At 55.6% G+C, this 19,294-nt stretch carries 14 protein-coding genes; 10 read left to right on the forward strand and 4 right to left on the reverse strand.

Translation table 11 applies throughout. The annotated features are described in order from the left end of the window. Positions 1 to 246: 246 nt before the first annotated feature. Positions 247 to 1,128, reverse strand: a complete 882-nt coding sequence (locus F556_RS0125295; RefSeq protein WP_020619804.1) for an AraC family transcriptional regulator — start codon at positions 1,126 to 1,128, stop codon at positions 247 to 249. A gap of 141 nt (positions 1,129 to 1,269) precedes the next feature. Between F556_RS0125295 and F556_RS0125300 the strand changes: the two genes are divergently transcribed. The 9 genes from F556_RS0125300 to F556_RS0125335 all read left to right on the forward strand — a co-directional run bounded on the left by F556_RS0125300 (position 1,270) and on the right by F556_RS0125335 (position 13,737). After that, a complete protein-coding gene (locus F556_RS0125300; RefSeq protein ID WP_020619805.1) occupies positions 1,270 to 4,626 on the forward strand; it encodes a DUF5107 domain-containing protein in 3,357 nt (1,118 codons plus the stop codon). A 3-nt stretch (positions 4,627 to 4,629) separates the two neighbouring features. Next, on the forward strand, positions 4,630 to 6,945 hold the full coding sequence (locus tag F556_RS0125305; protein ID WP_020619806.1) for a beta-galactosidase: 2,316 nt from the start codon (positions 4,630 to 4,632) through the stop codon (positions 6,943 to 6,945). A gap of 158 nt (positions 6,946 to 7,103) precedes the next feature. Continuing rightward, entirely contained in the window at positions 7,104 to 7,307 is a 204-nt protein-coding gene (locus F556_RS38045) for a hypothetical protein (RefSeq protein ID WP_157272940.1), read from the forward strand. Continuing rightward, positions 7,308 to 7,439, forward strand: coding sequence for a hypothetical protein (locus F556_RS39105; protein ID WP_281167921.1), 132 nt, complete (start codon positions 7,308 to 7,310; stop codon positions 7,437 to 7,439). Between the two features lie 161 nt (positions 7,440 to 7,600). Then, positions 7,601 to 8,569, forward strand: coding sequence for an ABC transporter permease (locus F556_RS0125315; RefSeq protein ID WP_020619808.1), 969 nt, complete (start codon positions 7,601 to 7,603; stop codon positions 8,567 to 8,569). A gap of 24 nt (positions 8,570 to 8,593) precedes the next feature. Continuing rightward, a complete protein-coding gene (locus F556_RS0125320) occupies positions 8,594 to 9,484 on the forward strand; it encodes a carbohydrate ABC transporter permease (RefSeq protein WP_020619809.1) in 891 nt (296 codons plus the stop codon). Positions 9,485 to 9,511: 27 nt separating this feature from the next. Beyond that, positions 9,512 to 11,074, forward strand: a complete 1,563-nt coding sequence (locus F556_RS35165) for an extracellular solute-binding protein (protein WP_020619810.1) — start codon at positions 9,512 to 9,514, stop codon at positions 11,072 to 11,074. A 91-nt stretch (positions 11,075 to 11,165) separates the two neighbouring features. Further along, complete coding sequence (locus tag F556_RS0125330; RefSeq protein ID WP_211222639.1) at positions 11,166 to 12,980, forward strand: cache domain-containing sensor histidine kinase; 1,815 nt, start codon at positions 11,166 to 11,168, stop codon at positions 12,978 to 12,980. Continuing rightward, on the forward strand, positions 12,955 to 13,737 hold the full coding sequence (locus F556_RS0125335) for a response regulator transcription factor (RefSeq protein ID WP_020619812.1): 783 nt from the start codon (positions 12,955 to 12,957) through the stop codon (positions 13,735 to 13,737). The genes F556_RS0125330 and F556_RS0125335 overlap by 26 nt, the downstream gene beginning before the upstream one ends. On the opposite strand, the gene F556_RS0125340 is transcribed toward F556_RS0125335, so the two are convergent. Beyond that, positions 13,720 to 14,634, reverse strand: coding sequence for an AraC family transcriptional regulator (locus tag F556_RS0125340; protein ID WP_157272941.1), 915 nt, complete (start codon positions 14,632 to 14,634; stop codon positions 13,720 to 13,722). The genes F556_RS0125335 and F556_RS0125340 overlap by 18 nt on opposite strands. A 180-nt stretch (positions 14,635 to 14,814) precedes the next feature. Here F556_RS0125340 and F556_RS0125345 point away from each other — a divergent pair, with 180 nt between their 5' ends. Continuing rightward, entirely contained in the window at positions 14,815 to 17,532 is a 2,718-nt protein-coding gene (locus tag F556_RS0125345; protein WP_020619814.1) for a glycosyl hydrolase family 95 catalytic domain-containing protein, read from the forward strand. Between the two features lie 185 nt (positions 17,533 to 17,717). Here the strand turns inward: F556_RS0125345 and F556_RS0125350 are convergent, their stop codons facing one another. Together F556_RS0125350 and F556_RS0125355 are read right to left on the reverse strand one after the other, a co-directional pair. Next, positions 17,718 to 18,416: an oxidoreductase gene (locus F556_RS0125350; protein WP_020619815.1), complete on the reverse strand. Its 699-nt coding sequence runs from the start codon at positions 18,414 to 18,416 to the stop codon at positions 17,718 to 17,720. Between the two features lie 54 nt (positions 18,417 to 18,470). Beyond that, on the reverse strand, positions 18,471 to 19,265 hold the full coding sequence (locus F556_RS0125355; RefSeq protein WP_020619816.1) for an ankyrin repeat domain-containing protein: 795 nt from the start codon (positions 19,263 to 19,265) through the stop codon (positions 18,471 to 18,473). Positions 19,266 to 19,294: the final 29 nt, after the last annotated feature.

The raw sequence follows: 19,294 nt of genomic DNA on the forward strand, positions 1-19,294 counted from the left end.
ATTTGGTAAGTAAATTTTGGCTTTCATCTCTCTTCGCCTCGATTTACCAAAACCCGCTACGGTTTCTTATTATTCCACGAGTTGACATGGAAGTCATGATAGCAGGGTCACAAAGTTTTGTGCCCTTCGTCTGATGTTTTCTCGCAGAACTAGCACATGTATCCATTAACCCGGTTTTTGTTAGGTCAATCATCCCACGACAAAAAATGACTGCTCGCAACAAAGCAGTCATTTCGGAGATGGCGATTATCCTTTAAGCTTGCCCCGATAAGCGGAAGGGGAGACACCGATAATTTGCTTGAACAGCCTGGAAAAATAGTAGGGATCCGTCATCCCGAGGGTAAGACTAATCGACTTGACGCTATCATCCGTCAGATCAAGCAGCTGGCAGGCCCGCTGCATTTTTAAACGCAGATAGTAATCGATCGGAGCAAAGCCGGTATGCTGCTTGAACAAATGGTTCAGGTGCTGCTTGGAGATGCGTGTGTAGGTGACCAGCTCTTCAATGGTCACATGTGACTCCAGACGCTCCTGCATGAGCAGCATCGCCTGCTCAATATAAGCTTGGCTCTTGATTGCCTGGCGTTCCGGCAGGAGTCCGATATAGCTGATCAGGTAACGGACGGTGTGCGACACATGCAATTGATGGGGCAACGAATAGGCGCGGGCCGAGAGCAGGTCATAGCACTGATGGAACAGCTCCACCAGCCGTTCCCCGTCTGCTGCCGAGGGCAGTTGGCGGACACCGTCAGGCGTATCAATGCCAGCCAACAGCGGACCTGCTTGCTCCCCTTGCAGATGAAACCAGTAAATGCTCCATGGCGCTGCAGCATCCGCGCCATAGGCGTGGGGAATGCCGGCAGGCAGAATGGCCACGCTCAGCTCCACGACCTGGACGGGGCTGCCGTCTCCCAGGCGAATCCAGCCCCGACCGCCGGCACAATAGATTAGGATGTGTGAATCGCAGCCATGCGGACGTTCGCGGTAATGATCAGCAGCCCTGGGATAATAGCCGATATCGGTCATATGAATTTGGTTGATCAGCGGGTGGGAGGCGAGCTCCTCCAGTTGATAGCTGGGGAGGACAATGATTTTCTCCGACTGAAACCCTTCTGCTTTGCGAATCATGCGATGCCCCCTATACAGATATCCGTTTGATTCCAGTCTAACAGACTATTGTCCATCATGAACAGCGGATCATTCATGGCCTGCCAGTCTGGGATTCGGTAAGGTAGAGCTATCAACTACCAAGCCGAGGAGTGAATGTTCATGAGTCAGTCGCATCAACCAGCCCAAGTCCGGGAGACGGTTGCCGCTATCCCTACCTATGGCGTGGGCCAACCGGACCGCAACCCCATGTTTCTGGAGAAGCGGGTCTACCAGGGCAGCTCGGGCCGAGTCTATCCGCATCCCGTCATTGACAAGATTGAGGATCAGAAGACGCTGAAGGACTATACGATGCTCATTCTCGAAAACGATTACTTGCGAATCGAGATCATGCCGGAGCTCGGCGGACGCATCTATCGTGCGGTGGACAAGACCAACAACTATGATTTTGTCTACTATAATCAAGTCATCAAGCCGGCACTTGTCGGTCTGGCTGGACCTTGGATCTCTGGAGGCATCGAGTTCAACTGGCCCCAGCATCATCGCCCCAACACATTCGGGCCGGTGGAATACAAGCTGGAGCAGGGGGAGGATGGGACGGCGACCGTCTGGATCAGTGAGATTGACCGCATGTACGGGACCAAGGTAACGGCCGGGTTCACGCTACATCCGGACAAAGCTTATCTTCAGATCAACGCTCAATTGTACAATCGTACGGCGCAGCCGCAGACGTTTCTGTGGTGGGCCAATCCTGCCGTTGCAGTCAATGATCACACGCAGTCGGTCTTCCCGCCGGATGTGAATGCCGTATTCGATCATGGCAAGCGGGATGTCTCCCGGTTCCCTATTGCCACAGGCACCTATTACAAGATGGACTATTCCGAAGGCGTCGATATCTCCCGCTACAAGAATATCCCAGTGCCTACCTCCTACATGGCCTACAAGTCCGACTACAATTTCGTAGGCGGGTACGACCACGCTGTAGGTGCGGGTCTTCTGCATGTGGCCAACCATCATATCTCACCCGGCAAAAAGCAATGGACCTGGGGCAATGGAGAATTCGGCCAGGCCTGGGATCGCGCGCTGACGGATGAGGATGGCCCATATATTGAATTGATGACCGGTGTCTATACGGACAACCAGCCGGATTTCACCTGGCTGCAGCCGTATGAAGAGAAGTCGTTCACCCAATACTTCATGCCTTACAAAGGAGTAGGCGTGGTCAAAAATGCGACTATCGACGCTGCAGTTAATCTCGAGATCAGCGAGGACGGCAGCAAGGCGGCTATTCTCGTCTATGTGACAGCCGACAGAGAAGGAGCTGTCGTCTCCCTCACGCATCGGGGGCAAGCGCTGCTTCGCCGCAACAGCCATCTCTCGCCGGAGACGGTCTTCTCCGAAGAGGTTGGGCTGCCAGAAGGTGTACAGCCGCATGAACTCGAGGTAGTGGTCTACGACAGGGAAGGCCGCACGCTGGTTCGGTACCGGCCTGCTGCACCTTCGATCGAGGAGGTGCCGGACGCCGCCAAGCCGCTGCCCCAGCCGGAGGAGCTGAAGACACAGGAGGAATTGTATCTGGCTGGCCTGCATCTGGAGCAGTATCGGCATGCGACCTTCGAGCCGGAGGCGTATTACCTCGAAGGGTTGAAGCGGGACCCGCAGGACAGCCGGATCAATGTGGCGTATGGCACGCTGCTGCTGCGACGCGGCTTGTGGGAAGCGGCGGAAGCCTGTTTTCGCCAGGCGATCAGCCGGCTGACCTGGCGTAATCCGAACCCTTACAACAGCGAAGCCTATTACCAGCTTGGAATGGCGCTCAAGTACCAGGACCGGCTAGATGAGGCGTTCGCCGCCTTGTACAAAGCGGTCTGGTCTGCCGATTGGCAGGATGCCGGCTACTACTCGCTTGCCCAGATTGCCACTTCACGCGGAGCCTATGAGGAGGCGCTGGAGCTGGTGGACCGCGGGCTGATCCGTAATGCCCACAACTACAAAGCGCGTCACCTCCGGGCAGCTGTGCTGCGTCTGGCTGGTGAACCAGAGGCGGCTGCCGCTTATGCCCGCCAGACGCTGGAGCTGGACAAAGCAGATTTCGGTGCAGCCTGGGAGCTGGCGCTGAGTCTGCAGAGCGCCGGTGACGAGGAAGCAGCCGGTGCGGTGCGAAGCGAGCTGGAGCGTCTGATGCGCGAAGATGTGCATAACTACCTTGCGCTGGCTTCGGATTATACCGCCGCTGGTCTCTACCACGAAGCGGTTGGCGTATTGGAGAAGGTAACTTCCGTGCAGGGGGAGGCTGCAGATTACCCGATGGTCCATTATGGACGGGCTCTTTGCCTTAGCCGCCTCGGTGAGACCGAGCAGGCCTCTGAGAGCGTTCGCGCTGGCAGTGCTGCCAAGCCCGATTATTGCTTCCCGAACACGCTATTCGATCTGCAGGTGCTGGAGCATGCCGCCCTGCTTCAGCCAGAGGATGCGCGCGTGCCTTATTTCCTGGGGAACCTGTATTATGACTGCAAGCGGGGCGAGGCTGCCATCTCGGCGTGGGAGCGCTCGGCGGCAGCCGATCCGTCACTGGCCACGGTTCATCGCAATTTGGCGCTCGCCTATTATAATAAGCAGCAGGACGCAGAGCGCGCGCTGGACGCGCTTGAATTGGCCTTCCGCTGCGATCCTGCCGACGCAAGGGTAGCCTACGAGCTGGATCAGCTGCGTAAAAAGCTTGGTCATCTGGCAGAGGAGCGGCTGGCTTTCCTGGCGGGCCATCTGGATCTGGTGGAGGCCCGGGACGACCTTTATCTTGAATATGTCACGCTGCACAATACCCTAAGCCGGTATGAAGAGGCGATTCAGTTGCTGGCCCGCCGGACCTTCCACCCGTGGGAGGGCGGGGAAGGCAAGACCTTGGGGCAGTATGTGCTGGCGCATGTCGAGCTGGCCAAGCAGGAGCTCGATGCGCAGCGTTATGCCGAGGCAGAGGAGCTTCTGATGCAGGCGCTGCACAATCCGGTCAACCTGGGCGAAGCCAAGCTGGCTGGTGCCCAAGAGAACAATGTGTACTATTATCTCGGCTGCGCGCTTGCCGATCAGGGCAGAGAGCAAGAGGCGGAGACGGCCTTCCGTACGGCTTCTCAGGGCCTCGATGAACCTGCCAGTGCGATGTACTACAATGATCAACCGCCGGAGATGATTTTTTATCAAGGCTTGGCATGGGAGAAGCTGGGCAATCCCAAGGAAGCCAACAAACGATTCAACAAGCTCATCGACTATGCCGAGAAACATCTATTTGATGATGTGAAAATTGACTACTTCGCCGTGTCGCTGCCGGACTTCCTCGTCTTCGATGAGGATCTGAACAAGCGGAACGTTATCCATTGCCGGTTCATGCGGGGACTGGGCCTGTTGGGTCTACAGCGACCACAGGAAGCAGGAGCGGAGTTCGAGACTGTGCAGGCGCTTGATCCGGGACATCAGGGCGCGTCCATCCACCAGCGGCAGGCTTCGAGTAAAGAGGAGGGATAGTCCATGACGCCTTATTCACTGCACATTGATCAGCCCAACAAAGAGATCCGTCCTGGCAAACTGGCGGGTAACGGTGGGAGCAGCCCCAAGGGAGGCAGCTACGGCTTTACGAATTTCTATATGCTGCGCAACGGCAAGCCCTTCATTCCCGTTGTCGGCGAATTTCATTTCGCCAGATTCTCTTATCTCCACTGGGAGGAAGAGCTGCTGAAGATGAAGGCGGGGGGCGTCAATATTGTCGCCACGTACATCTTCTGGAATTATCACGAGGAGGAAGAAGGGGTCTTCAACTGGCACGGCAACCGCAATCTCCGTCATTTCGTCGATCTCTGCGCCAAGCATGAGCTGCCGCTCGTGCTGCGGATTGGTCCGTTCTGCCACGGCGAAGTCCGCAACGGCGGTATCCCGGACTGGGTTTTCCACAAGCCGCTCGACATCCGCTCCAACGATCCGCACTATTTGGCTTATGCCAAGCGGCTGTATCGTCAGATTGCCCGTCAGGTGAAGGGCTCGCTGTTCCAGGAGGGAGGACCGGTTATTGCGGTACAGCTGGAGAACGAGTACATGCACTGCGGCGCACCACAGGACTCTTGGGGGTACAAAACGGGTGTTTTCATGTCGTCTGGCACAGGCGGCGAGGCGCATCTAGATGAGCTGCGCCGCATCGCCGAGGGGGAAGGTATTCGCCCGATATTCTTCACAGCAACAGCCTGGGGCGGTGCAGCCGTGTCCTCGCAGGATACGCTGCCAATGCTGGCAGGCTACGCCTACACGCCCTGGATTCCTAATCAGCCGCCGAGCGGCGAATATATTTTCCGTGATCTGCACGTGACGCCGATGGAGGCGGTCAACTACGATTCGGAGCAGGTTCCTGTGGCGTATTGTGAGATGGCTGGCGGGATGCAGGTCAGCTACACGGCACGGCCGAATGTCAGTCCGGAGAGCGTGGAGGCGATGACCCTGGTCAAGCTTGCCAGCGGCAGCAATTTGCTTGGCTACTACATGTATCACGGTGGCTCCAATCCCGAGGGTCAACGCGGCGGTTATTTGAATGAGTACGGCTTGCCGAAAATCACCTATGATTATCAATCGCCGCTGGGAGAGTTCGGCCGGGTAGGCAAGTCCTATGACCGGATTCGATCGCTGGCACTGTTCATGGAGGCCTATGGGGAGCTGCTGGCACCGATGGGCACGCTGCTGCCACAGGGCCAGGAGACGATTGATCCCGAGGATATGGATAGCTTGCGCTGGTGTGTCCGTCACAAGGATGGCGGCGGGTTTGTCTTCCTCAACAATTTCCAGGATCATCAGGAGATGCCGGAACGCAGCGGCGTGCGCCTGGAGCTGGAGACGGCCCAGGGAGCCGTTGCTTTTCCACAGGAAGGGACCTTCACGCTCAGCCGGGACGTAAGTGCCGTGCTGCCGTTCCACCTCGACTTGTATGGCGCGCATCTTATATCGGCCACCGTGCAGCCCCTCACTCGGTTGGAGCAGAATGATCCTACGCTGGTGTTCTATGTACAACCAGGACTGGCGCCGGAGCTCGTGTGGGACCGGAGCACGGTTGCTGCCATTCACAGTGATTCCGCAGACGTGACTGCCACGGAGCAGCGCTGGGTCATCAAGCCGGCAATCGGCAAGCAGCATGGACTTGTGTTGGAGCTAACCAATGGTCAGGAAATTCATGTCATTGTACTGAGCCGGCAAGAGGCGCTGCAGACCTACAAGGTGGAGGTTTGGGGCCAGGAGCGCCTGGTGATCAGCTCCAGCCGGATCTATGTCAAGGATGAGCGTCTGATCAGTACATCGGAAGGCGCGTCGTTGTGGCAGGTCTCCCTATGGCCGGGACTCCCGGAGGAGAGAGTGCAGACAAGTACAGGCACAGTGAGCCATGGCACGGAAGGTGTCTTTCAGACGCTGGAGCTGCAGGTTGCGGACTATGCGCCCGAAGTGAAGGTCGAGCATCCTATGGAGCGCAGCGCTCTGCTGACGATTGACACGGAGTGGCCGCAACAGGTATCTGATGTGTTCTTGCATGTTGCCTATGACGGCGATGTGGCGGCGGCTTACCTGGGTGATCGGATGCTTACCGACCATATTCATTATGGCGAATCCTGGCCCATCGGGCTCAAGCAGTTCCGCGAGGAGCTGGAGGGGCAACAGCTGCATCTGTCGATTACGCCGCTGCGCAAAGGCACGGTACACACCTTTGTCAATCAGGCGCTCGTTGAACGGTTCGAAGGCGTCGAGATCGCTGTATTTCATGAGATCAAGCCGGTGCCGTATTATACGGCTGCGCTGTACCAGTCCTATCGTTAGCAGAGCATGAAAAGTATGGAGCGACCCTCAGGGTCGCTTTTTATGTTGTGGATAAGATGTGTCCCAACCCGCTGCTCGCCCGCTGTAACGCACTTTTCTTCCTCTATTTTCACGGATTCCCACTCGGCACCAGCTGTAACGCACCTTTGTTCCTCTAATTGCATGGCAACCCGCTGCTCGGCCGCTGCAACGCACCTTTGTTCCTCTATTTGTCTGACAACCTGCTGGTCGGCCACTGTAACGCACCTTTGTTCCTCTATTTGCCTGGCAACCCGCTGCTCGGCCGCTGTAACGCACTTTTCTTCCTCTATTTTCACGGATTCCCACTCGGCACCAGCTGTAACGCACCTTTGTTCCTCTAATTGCATGGCAACCCGCTGCTCGGCCGCTGCAACGCACTTTTCTTCCTCTATTTGCACGAATCCCCACTCAGCACCAGCTGTAACGCACCTTTGTTCCTCTATTTGCTCGGCAACCCGCTGGTCGGTCGTTAGAGCAAGGGGATGAGTCTCTTAGAATCATCCGCAGGGTGATTTTGTTCTTGATTGACCTTGCAAAATGACCCTTAAACCTAGAAAATAAACCGTTTTCATAGCATCCTCCCGCTGTTTATAATTTGGATACACCAAATAAGTCAACGAGGGGGTGGAGACAAATGAAAGCGGTCACGGGAACATCGACCACGCAAAAACAAGGGTTTTTCCAACAGTTCAAAAAACAGCTTTCCTTTCAAATGTTTGTCTGGCTCGGCCTGTTCTTTTTACTCCTGTTCCATTACCTGCCGATGTTCGGCATCATCATCGCCTTTAAGGACTATCGAATTTCTACAGGCATTCAGGGAATCTTCTCAAGCCCCTGGGCAGGCTGGAAGCATTTTGAGGCGTTCTTCAATGATTACAATTTCAACAACCTGGTACGTAATACGCTGGCACTCAGTTTCTTGAAGGTGATCTTCTCCTATCCGATCCCGATTCTGCTGGCTATCTTGCTCAACGAAGTGAGAAACGCCTTCTTCAAGCGCTTCGTGCAGACGGTGAGTTATCTGCCACACTTCATCTCCTGGGTCGTCGTATCGGGCATTGCCTATACGTTCTTCTCCGCAGATTATGGCATTGTCAACGATTTGCTGCTCTCCACCGGTATAATCAATCAGCCGCTCGATGTTTTGACCAATCCCGATTCGTTCTGGGGATTCGCTGTATCCAGTGCCATTTGGAAAGAAGCGGGGTGGTGGACAATTATTTTCCTGGCTGCCATTACGGGCATTGATCCTGCGCTGCACGAAGCGGCTGAGATTGACGGGGCGAGCCGGATCAAGCGGATCTGGTACATCACGCTGCCTGGCCTGAAAGGCGCCAGCATTGTGGTGCTGATTCTGACAATCGGCAGTATCCTGGGCGGTGGGCTGGTAGGCTCCAACTTCGAGCAAGCGATGCTTTTTGGCAATCCTCTCAACAGTGATACCTCGCAGATTATACAGACCTACGCGTTTAATGTCGGGCTTGCAGAAGGCAGATTCTCGTTCGCGACGGCGATTGATCTGATGCAATCTGTCATCTCGGTCATTCTCATCTTTAGCAGTAACTATATTGCCAAGCGGGTTTCGGGATCGAGCCTGTTCTAACACCTAGAAGGGAGGCGTACAACAATGCGACGAGGCAGGAAACGAACGACAGAAGATTGGATTCTGGATTCCGGAATCACCACCTTACTCATCATCATCTCATTTGTCACCCTGTATCCGTTCTACTATATCCTGATCATGACGTTCAACGCGGGAACCGACACGAGCTTTGGCGGGGTATATTTATGGCCGCGATCCTTTTCACTCGATAACTATATTTACTTTTTTGATGATGCCCGCTGGATGAATGCATTTGGCGTAACGGTGCTGCGTACGCTCATCGGCACCGCGCTCGGAGTGGGCTTTACAAGTATGGTAGCCTACGGGCTGGCCAAAAAAGACTTGCTCTTGCGCAACGCCTATTTTATCTTTGTCATCATTGCGATGAACTTCTCAGGTGGGCTGATCGCATTCTATGTGGTGCTCCGCAGTCTGGGCTTGATCAATTCGTTTGGTGTCTATGTCATCCCGTCCATGCTCAACATCTTCTTCCTGCTCATCGCGATTTCGTTCTTCCGGGAGATTCCGGAGGAGATGGCAGAATCGGCCCGCATCGACGGAGCGAGTGAACTGCGGATCTTCGCCCGGATCATGGTGCCGGTGTCGCTCCCACTCATGGCAACAATGAGTCTGTTTCTGGGTGCAGGACAATGGAATTCCTGGCTGGATTCAGCCTATTTCGTCCAGAGCGAGGAGCTGCGTACCCTGACCTATCGTATGATGCAGGTCATTAATCAGAGCATGATGCCGACGGGGAGCGCGGATGCAACCGCCTCGATGGCCAGGCTCAGTGTAACACCGCTATCACTGCAAGCAACTGCAATGGTGGTTTCGATTGTACCGATCCTGTGTGTCTATCCATTCCTGCAGCGTTATTTTGTCTCGGGGATGATGATCGGCTCTGTAAAGGGCTAAACTAGGAATTTAAGAGGGGGAACTCACATGACAGCAACACCTAAAAACCACTTCAATACCCGATGGCTGGCGCTGCCCTTGGCAGCAGCACTTGCCATTACAGGCTGCAGCTCCAACAACGGCGGCAACGCGCCGACCGAAGGTGGCACTACCGAACAAACCGGAGGATCCGCGGGTCCGACCGAGATTACCTTATTCGTAGATGCGACCTGGTATCCGTACCAGGACTGGACAGGCCCGATTCCAGAGGCCATTACAGCCGCAACTGGCGTACGACCGAAGATTTCTGTGGCAACCGATGACAAGCAGCTGTCGCTGATGGTATCCTCCGGCGACCTGCCTGATCTGGTGCTGTCGCCGAACTGGCAGCTGATGTCCGATGCCAATCTCAGCCATGCGTTTAATGATCTCATTCCTGAATACGCACCTGAGCTGTCTTTTGACCCCATTAAGCAACTTGTGAACACAGCGAAGGACGGCAATTACTATACGATTCGTAATGACTTCTCGACCGAAGCCGAGTGGCAGGCTGCACCTCATGCCTTCCCAATCACCCCTGGCTTGCAGGTGCGACAAGATCTGATGGAGGAGATGGGGAATCCCGAGATTCAAACGCTGGACGACTTGGTTGGGGTACTCCAGCAAGTGAAGTCTCAGTATCCTGACATGACGCCGTTGGTTCTTAATCCGAACTGGACGCATCCGTTCTTCTCCGCCCAGTTTGGTGCAGTGACGTCGGGATTTGCTGATCAAGAAGGGCAATTAATTCACCACTTGAGACAGCCGGAGCTCATGCAATCGTTCCTGTTCATTAACCGGTTGTACAGAGAGGGGCTGGTGACGTCAGAGAATTTTGCCTATAAGAATGAAGTTCAGACGCAAGAGATGATGACCGGCGGCAAAGGATTCGCGTACACGTGGACCAGCCAGGGGGCCGACCGTCTCAATGCGGCAGTTGGCGACAGTGGCATGACCTTCGCCGAGCTCGCCGATCCGCTCAGCCCCGATGCCAAAATCCACAACTCTGGCAACGGATACTTCGGACTGTATGTGACCAAGAGCAACAAGCATCTGGAGGAAACGATGAAGCTGGTCTCCTACCTGTTCTCCGAAGAAGGCTGGCAGACTGCTCAGTGGGGGATTGAGGGTGAGCATTGGGAAATGCATGAAGAGGGGTACCCGGTGTTCAATTATGATAATAATGACGAGAAAGTCATGAAGGAGCTGGGCGTTTACTGGTGGGGCGTACCTACCGAGACTGGAGTTGGCATGTCGTTATCAGCCTACAACCCGGGCTCGGAGACGACACGTGTGGGCGAGAAGTACAGGGAAATTGTAGAATACAATCCGGCACTGGGAATGGTCAATCCAGAGAATGACTCGGACGAACAAATTATCCGCACCAATATTGACAACATGCTCCGCAACGAGATCACCAAGATTTATCTGGCGCCAACCGAGGAAGAGGCGGTGAAGGCGTATGAGGAAATCATCGCCAAGGCGGACAACATCGGGATGGAGAAGCTGGAGGCGTGGGCCAACTCGCAGTATGGCGAGTATAAAGAGCAATACGATGGTATGGTAAACTAGTTGTACCCCCAAGCGGAATCGTGGCCATGCCTCGGTTCCGCTTGGCTCATGACTAGCGGGGATGAAGAGAAGCGAGGCGAAGCCCATCATGATGTCCAGACTAACAAGATTGCTCTCCGAGAACCGGTTCAACCTGCGGATCAGTACCAAGATGGTGCTGGGCTACATCGTTATCGTGTTTCTTCCCTTTGTCCTGTTCGGCATCTTCACCTATTATCAATTGTACGACAAGCTGATTACTCAATATCAGCTGGCTAATCAGCAGAGCATTGAGCAGATTACGAGCAATGTCGATACCAGTCTGCTGAAAGTAGAGTCCGTTTATTCGGTGTTTCAAAATAATCCGGCCCTAATTAGCTTTTTGAATGATGACTACATCGAAGACAGGGATCTCATCTATGCATTCAACAAAGACATTAGCCCGGCTTTTTCATTTGCGTATCTGGGGGATCCCATGATCTCGGAGGTAATGGTCTATCCCCGTCTGCAAGACCGTCTCGCGACGGTCACCGTGTTTCCTCCATATGAAGAGATCTACGAACGATTGAGCGGCGAACAGCTGGCCCGGCTGACTCCGACTCGGGGACTATGGGTCCATCAGCCATCAGGGCCTGGAGGCAATGAGCTAACGCTCTCGTATTATCACAAACTATACAATGATCGCTACACGACCGAGCTGGGAATTCTGCGCGTCGACCTGGGGCCAGAGCTGCTCCATGAATTGATGCAGGGGTTGCGCAACGTTCATCCCGATAACGACCTCCTCCTGACCGGAACCGACGGCAGCCTGTTGTTGAGTCGGCTCCAGTCCGACTTCACAAGCAACCAGGTGGAGCAACTGCTAGGTCACGCTGACCGCAAGGAAGCACATCTCATCAAGATGGATGGACAGTCCTGGATGGTCAATATTGCGGAGCTGGAGCGGGCCGGTTTGAGGGTGGTAGAGGTCAACCGGATGGGTACGCTGTTCCATACGCTGCAGAGCAAGGAGCTGATGGCAGGGGCTGGCCTCGCGCTGTTGCTGCTGTTCTCCGTACTTTATTACCTGGTGGTTTCGTCGTTAACCAACCGTGTCATCCTGCTGTCCAGGCATATGCGGCGGATCGGTGACGATACGGTTTCCGGCCAATATACAGGTCCTACGGGAACGGATGAGGTTGGATTTCTGATACGCAATTACAATGCCATGCTGCAGCGCATTGACGAGCTCGTCAGCCGGGTTCAGAAGGTGGAGCGGTTGAAGAAGGAAGCCGATTTCAAGATGCTTCAGGCCCAGATCCATCCCCATTTTCTGTACAATACGTTGGAAACGATGCGAATGCTGGCCAGGAAAGAGAAAGCCCACACCGTATCGGAGATGGCATTCTCGCTCGGCAGTCTGCTGCGCTACAGCTTGTCCCGGAAGGACGAGGTCACGCTGGCTGAGGAATTGGAGAATGCCGAGCGGTATCTTGCGATTCATCAGATCCGCCTGGATGGGCTGGAGATGACATGGGAGGTTGAAGCATCGCTGCTCGTCTTGAAGTGTCCGCGGCTCATCGTGCAGCCGTTAGTGGAGAACAGTATCCTCCATGGCTTGTCCAAGAAAAAGGGAGCGAAACAAATCGTGATTCGCGTCTATGAACAAGAACAATATGTCTATGTAGAGGTTTGGGACAATGGGGCAGGGATTACGGCTGAACGGTTGGTCGAAGTGAACGAGACCCTATGGGGTACGCGTGCGCCGGAAGCCTACCGCTCGACAGGCTCGGGCATCGGTCTAGCCAATGTTCATGAACGGGTGGCGGCCTTCTATGGTGCCGGGTCAGGTCTTACCATCAAGAGTTCCCCTGGCGAAGGAACCTGTTGCACACTGAAAATGGCTGCGGAGGCGATAAGCGATGTTGAAATTGATGCTCGTCGATGACGAATCCATCATCCGTGACGGGATTCTGGATATGATTGAGCAAGAGAAATCGGCGTTCACTCACATCGTCACGGCTTCTGACGGCAGGGAAGCGCTGGACAAAATGGAGTATTTTCTGCCGGATCTGCTAATTACAGATATCGAGATGCCGGAGATGGACGGACTGGAGCTGATTCGCGAGGCGCGCAAGAAGCAGGTGACGCATGTCATCATCTTGTCGGGCTATGATCTGTTCGAATATGCGCAGCAGGCCGTTCGGCTGCATGTAGAGGATTACTTGCTCAAGCCTGTCCATCAGGCCGAGCTTGGGCGGCTCCTGAAGTCAATGGCAGTGGACCTGCTGGAGCGCAAGCGGGAGGAGGCGGGACCTCAGATCAGGAGCGAGAGCTCGCCTCCTGCCCGCCCCAACAACGAATATATCCGCCTGCTGAAGGAGTATGTGGAGAACAACTACGCGCAGGATCTATCGTTGTCGTCGGCAGCGGAGTACCTCGGACTCCACCCCAGTTACATGGGCCAGCTGTTGAAGAAGGAGACGGGCACAACCTTTGTCCAGTATTTGACCCAGCTGCGGATGACCAAAGCGAAGGAGCTGCTAACTCAGGCCCGTCAGCTGCCTCTTGCAACCGTAGCGAAATGCGTAGGCTATGAGAACCATCGCCATTTCTACAAGGTGTTCAAGCAGCAGTGCGGAGTTACGCCAGGCGAGTATCGTGAGCGTCAAGCAGGGGGAATCGCTTCATCTTCTCCGGAGTGACCGATATTGGGAAGCGGTCATGCCGTACTGCTGTTTGAACGAATGGCTGAAGCGCTCGTGTGTGGCAAACCCGACGCGTTCGACAATCGAGCCGATGGGCATTTCCGTGGCTGCAAGGAGCTCTGCCGCGGCGCTCATCCTCGATTGCTTTTTTTTCTCCTGAAAAGAGACGCCATATTGCTTGTGCACCATTCGTTCCGTTTGTCGCGTACTGAGTCCCAGCTTGTCAGCAAGCTGTTGGAGCGAGATCGAAGCATAATCATACAGGAAGCTATTTTCAATGGTTAACAGCCTGTTGTCATCCAGCGTTTTTGTGGGTACGGCGTCTTCGAGAGGGGGATGAGCCTCATACTGTCTGATGGCTCGGATCACGATCATTTCGAGAATGCTGGTCGCCATCCGGTGGTATCCCAGGCTTTTGTTCGCCAGCTCTCCGGCCAGCAATTCGAACAAGGGCATCAAGTTTTCCTTGTCCTGGCCGATCCAGAACGGTGTACCGCATAGTCGATCTGCAAGGGTGCTTGATGAATCACCAGGGTAGTGGACATCTGCAGGCTTCGTATCTGTAGAGAGCACCTCAAAGAAGATACAGTATTCTGCCATGGGATCGCTTGGGTTTGTAATTTGCTCATGCAAGACTCCGGGACCGGTCATAAATAACGTTCCGGGTTCGATCGGGTATCGTGCCCCATTGGCGAGCAGCGTGCCCTGGCCGCTGGGGATGTAGTGGAGCTCATAGCTTCCGAGACTATGACTATGCTCTCGCATCGACCTATGGAATACCCCATATTTCACGTACAATACGTTCAGGACAAGCCCGTCCAGCGGAAACTTGATATCCAGATTGCCAATGTCAATGTCGGGTAGCTTCAAACCCTGTCGTTTATCTATCATCATGCGACACCTCGAGTATGCGTCTAGTCGTCTTCTTGCCTAACGGAAAGGATTGCGTGGCGTTATACTGGATAGGATAGCATGAATGATTCTGGATGGCTAACAAGTATTTATTGCGCAGAAAGCGGGGGGAGGGAGAGGCACACAGCGTCGCCCAGATTAGAGGTAACAGGGAGGAAGCAGATGATGAGAGGGAATATGAATCATAGATATCACAAGGGCAATCACGCCTTCACTTGGACGGAGGTGCCGCCAACCAATCCAGGGTATGCCTGGCGGGACGGGATGGTTAGCGGCAATGGTGAAAACGGATACATCACATCGGGCTCACCCTATTCCGATACGTTTATCTTTCAATATATGTGGTATAACTTCCCGTCTGGTGATCCCAGGTTTATCCCGGAGGAGCTGACAGGTCAGCTGGAAGAGGCCAGAAGTCACGTCTTCGCGCTGGATGACCAGTGGACGATCCAAGATGAGCAAGGCGGACGCCGTCGTCGACCCTTCTATTATAGTTATCATCCGGGCCATCAGCTCAGACTGTCGATGCAGCGCCGGGGCAGTCTGGCTGCTTATGAGCGCTGGACCAATTACGAGACAGCCGAGACCGGCGTAGCTTACACCGATGAGTATGGAGCATGGGAGCGAAGGTCCTTTACATCCCGGGCTGATCATGTGACGATCACCCGACTGAGCCGCTCCTCGACAGGGGCCAAGCTCAACCTGGTGATCTCCATTGACGATATTGCGGGAATGAGCCGGGCTCAGAACGGTATGTCCGAGGTCGATGCGCTGCGCTACAAGAAGCTGGTCAATGACAGTGCGGACTATATTGCTCAGGTCGTTCATTACCCATCTTACGAGGGAAGTGAACTAGCAGAGGGCGGGTATGCTGGTGTGACGCGGGTCGTTACTGTTGGTGGGACAAAAGAGAGAATCAAATTGGAGGATAGCGGGGAACGGATGAATGTAGGGGAAGGGGATACGCGAAATCCTGCCGTACAGATTACCGACGCCGATGCGGTATATCTCATCAGCTGCAGCGGGCGAACGCATGACATGGGACCGCTTGAGGCATTCGCCGGAATGAACGAATACGCGTTGCTGGACGGGCTGCTCGCGCAGACGGAAGCCGTTATGGACCGTTATGCTGATGAGGCAGGAGGGCTGGATTACGACTCTGCTGTAGGGGCCCATGCCCGACTCCATCAAGTGGAATTCAACGCGGTCGAGCTGAGCCTGGCTGGCGATGACACTGACAAAGGACTGGATAATGAGTCGCTGATCAGGCTGCAGCAGAGCTCCCCAGACCGGATTAATCAGGCCTTCCTGGAGCAGATTTACCACCAGGGCCGATATGCGATGGTGTGCACTGGCGGAACCAGCGCGCCACGCTTGTGCGGCCTCTGGACCGGTGAGTGGAATCCGGGATGGCGCGGGATCTATACCCTCGACGCCAATGTGAACCTTCAGGTCGCCGCGATGAACACGGGACATTTGACGCATGCGCCGCTGGGCTACATCACCTTTTTTCTGCGGAATACGCCGGACTTTGCAGACAACGCCAGGATGGCTTATGGGATGCATGATGCCTTGCAGGTGTCGGTTAATTCGGATGGTGACCGGGGCATGCACATTGAATATGACAATGACTATCCGTTTCAATATTGGAATGCAGGCGCGAGCTGGTGTCTGCTGCCGATCTTTGAATTCTGGCAGTGCAACGGGAACCGCCAGATCCCGATTCGCGAGGAGATGCGGGTAAGTGAACTGCAGCCGATTCTCTCCGTGCGGGATGGCGGGTTGACGGATGACGAGCTAGCGAGTTTGAAGGCGAAGGGCTTCCTCGATCTGGAGCGGGATATCCTGTTGCCGCTGCTGACGAAGCAGGCGAACTTCTGGGAACAGCTCTGTACGCCGGAGTACTATACAGACGTGGAGGGCAACGCACGTTACGAGCGGGGCAAATCCGAGTTGCTGCCAGGAGAGAAGTACATCCTTATCCCAACTTATTCGCCGGAGAACCACCCGATTGGCTATAGCAGCACGATCACGGCTAACGCCACAATGGACATCTCGGCAGCACGGGATGGACTCGGCATGGTGATCGCGATGGAGCGGGCTGTGAAACGGGAAGGCTATGAGACGGCCATCGCGAAGTGGGAGGCGCTGCTGGCGCTGCTGCCTGATTATCAATACGATGCCGATGGCGCGCTTCGCGAATGGGCGATGAGCGAATATGAGGAGAACAACGATCACCGGCACCTGAGTCACCTTTATGTAGCTTGGCCGGCTTATGAGACAGAGCATAATGCGGCGCTTGCCGAAGCTTCCGCCCAGGCCATTCGCAACCGCAAGGCTTACAATAGGAGCGATGCGACAGCGGGTCATGGCTGGATGCATCAGGCGCTCGTGGAGGCTAGGCTGAAGGATGGCGAAGGCGTCGTTGCTTCACTGCTGCCGATGATGGCGGGAACTGCGTATTATCCGTCTCTCATGACCGACCATGATACCAATCGGCGCAACCACACGTATTGTACGGACACGTCCTTTGGCTTGGTAGCGGCTGTCCACGAAGCGCTGGTGTTCTCCCATACCGGAGTAATCGAGATTCTGCCCGCTCTGCCATCTGATTGGACCGCGGGCAGCATTCGCGGCTTGCTCACCCGGACGCTGATCGAGGTGCGCAGCCTCTCGTGGGACGTGGAGCGACGGACGGCGGAGCTGGTAATTCGTTCCGGCAAGGCGGATAACTCTGTGCGGATTCGTGCGGGTGTCCCTTGGACCGGGGCTGCGGTCAACGGTCGTACTGTCCAAGTGGAAGGGGAGGGCAGATCCGCTCATATTCGCTGCGAGCTGGCGGATCAAGAGGAAGTGACGATTACCTTTACGCTGACCTAATGAAAGAACATTGTATGCCAAAAGAGCTGTCCCGGAGCCTATGAAGTTCTGGGGCAGCTTTTTATACTAGATAGTGGGGAGCGCTCCGAAATAACTGCCGAACCGGCAGTTGGATGCGCCGGGGAACGGTCGGCGGGCCAACTATCCGTGCGAACGCCACTTACCCGTGGGGCTCACGAACCTGTCTACTGGGCTGACGCCGCAAGCCGGGCAATTCCATCCGACTCCAGCACTTCAAGGCTGGGGCCGTCCTTGCGTGCTGCCGCAATCATGGCGCGCGCCACGTCGCGGCCTTCGATCGCTTTGTACTTGGCCAGCGGACCGACCATGAGGGCGCCGAGCGGCCGCGCCAGCACAGAGGCCAACCGCTCGGCGGGCCTGCGCTCGCCGCGTTCGCCCAGCAGCAGGGACGGCCGCAGGATGACCAGGCGGGGGAGGGCGAGCGCAGTCAAGTCGCGTTCCACCTCTCCCTTGACCCGGCTGTAGAAGACCTTGGAGCGCGCATTGGCACCCATGGCCGTCACAATGAGGTAACGGGCCGCGCCGGAGCGCTTGGCGATGTGTCCCAGCTCGACCGGATACGTGTAATCGACCCGCCGGAAGACCTCTTGGCTGCCGGCTTTCTTGATGGTCGTGCCTAGCGTACAGTAGACGTCAGCGTCCCGCAGCCACGCGCCATCTATCTCCTCTCCCAACCGGTCAAAGGAAATCTTGCGCTCGTCCAGCTTCGGATGCGTCAGCCCCAGCTCCCGCCGCACAAGTGCAATTACGCGGCTGTAGGCCGGATCCTCCAGCAGCAGCTGCACGAGTTCCTGGCCCACCAGTCCAGTTGCTCCCGCAACGACGGCGGTTAATCCCGGTGATGATGCAACAGTTTGGTTCATGAATCCAGCCTCCTATCTTGTAATTAGCCCAACGATGATGCCACCCCGCGGGCATCAGGAGCGAGGCACGCCTCCATCCTGAGCCGATTGTCCTCCTTGGCTCACCAGCCACGACACTGTGTCAGTGGCACCACTCCGCTTCGCCGCGTCCAGTGGCGTCAGTCCATCCCATACCGCTCGCCAATTCAGCTCCGCACCCTGTTGGAGAAGGTATGCTGCTGCGTCCGTTTGTCCTCCGTGACAAGCGCACCAGAAAGCAACGGTCACCTTATCCGGCGGAGAATCACTGGAGGCTCCCCAAGGATAACGTTCTTCAAGACGGCTTCCGGCAAAATGGGCCTCTATAACATCGATCCGCCCAAGAGCTGCTGCATGCCACAGTGCCATCCGCGCTCCTCGTTCCACCAATCGGCGAGCCGCGTCCCATTGTCCAAAAGCGACGGCATCGTCCAGCGGCGTACCGCCAGCGATGACTGCACCTGGAGCTTCCAGGTCGGCACCGGCATCAAGGAGCGCATCCAGCACGCTGATATCATTACAGCTCGCAGCCCAATGAAGCGGCGTCTCGGTGTGTGGACCAGTGAACGGGGCGTCCACCTCTGCGCCGAACTGGACTAACAGGTTCACAGTAGCCGCACCGCCCGGGAAATGCCCCGGCCAGTCGGTGGCCACATGCAGCAGTGTCCGGGTGATCCCGGTCCCATGGCTGCTGTTGTCCTTTTGCACAATTCTTACCCTTGCCAGGCCTGGATGATTAATGAGTAGCTGCTCTAGGGATCGCGTATTGCCCGTTTGAATGGCCTGTACAAGAGATACCGCCAGCGCTTCATCTTCCTTTATATATTCCATAGTCACCTTTCCTCTATCGATGATCTGTC

Origin of the sequence: Paenibacillus daejeonensis DSM 15491, from assembly GCF_000378385.1 — a bacterium.
GTDB classification, from domain to species: Bacteria; Bacillota; Bacilli; order Paenibacillales; family Paenibacillaceae; genus Paenibacillus_D; species Paenibacillus_D daejeonensis.

Excerpts from the sequence above, each read along its gene's own strand:
- F556_RS0125300 (WP_020619805.1), top strand. The coding sequence starts at position 1,270 with ATGAGTCAGTCGCATCAACCAGCCCAAGTCCGGGAGACGGTTGCCGCT.
- F556_RS0125330 (WP_211222639.1), top strand. The coding sequence starts at position 11,166 with ATGTCCAGACTAACAAGATTGCTCTCCGAGAACCGGTTCAACCTGCGG.
- F556_RS0125340 (WP_157272941.1), bottom strand. The coding sequence starts at position 14,634 with ATGATGATAGATAAACGACAGGGTTTGAAGCTACCCGACATTGACATT.
- F556_RS0125355 (WP_020619816.1), bottom strand. The coding sequence starts at position 19,265 with ATGGAATATATAAAGGAAGATGAAGCGCTGGCGGTATCTCTTGTACAG.
- F556_RS0125315 (WP_020619808.1), top strand. The coding sequence starts at position 7,601 with ATGAAAGCGGTCACGGGAACATCGACCACGCAAAAACAAGGGTTTTTC.
- F556_RS0125350 (WP_020619815.1), bottom strand. The coding sequence starts at position 18,416 with ATGAACCAAACTGTTGCATCATCACCGGGATTAACCGCCGTCGTTGCG.
- F556_RS0125345 (WP_020619814.1), top strand. The coding sequence starts at position 14,815 with ATGATGAGAGGGAATATGAATCATAGATATCACAAGGGCAATCACGCC.
- F556_RS35165 (WP_020619810.1), top strand. The coding sequence starts at position 9,512 with ATGACAGCAACACCTAAAAACCACTTCAATACCCGATGGCTGGCGCTG.
- F556_RS0125335 (WP_020619812.1), top strand. The coding sequence starts at position 12,955 with ATGTTGAAATTGATGCTCGTCGATGACGAATCCATCATCCGTGACGGG.
- F556_RS0125295 (WP_020619804.1), bottom strand. The coding sequence starts at position 1,128 with ATGATTCGCAAAGCAGAAGGGTTTCAGTCGGAGAAAATCATTGTCCTC.
- F556_RS0125305 (WP_020619806.1), top strand. The coding sequence starts at position 4,630 with ATGACGCCTTATTCACTGCACATTGATCAGCCCAACAAAGAGATCCGT.
- F556_RS0125320 (WP_020619809.1), top strand. The coding sequence starts at position 8,594 with ATGCGACGAGGCAGGAAACGAACGACAGAAGATTGGATTCTGGATTCC.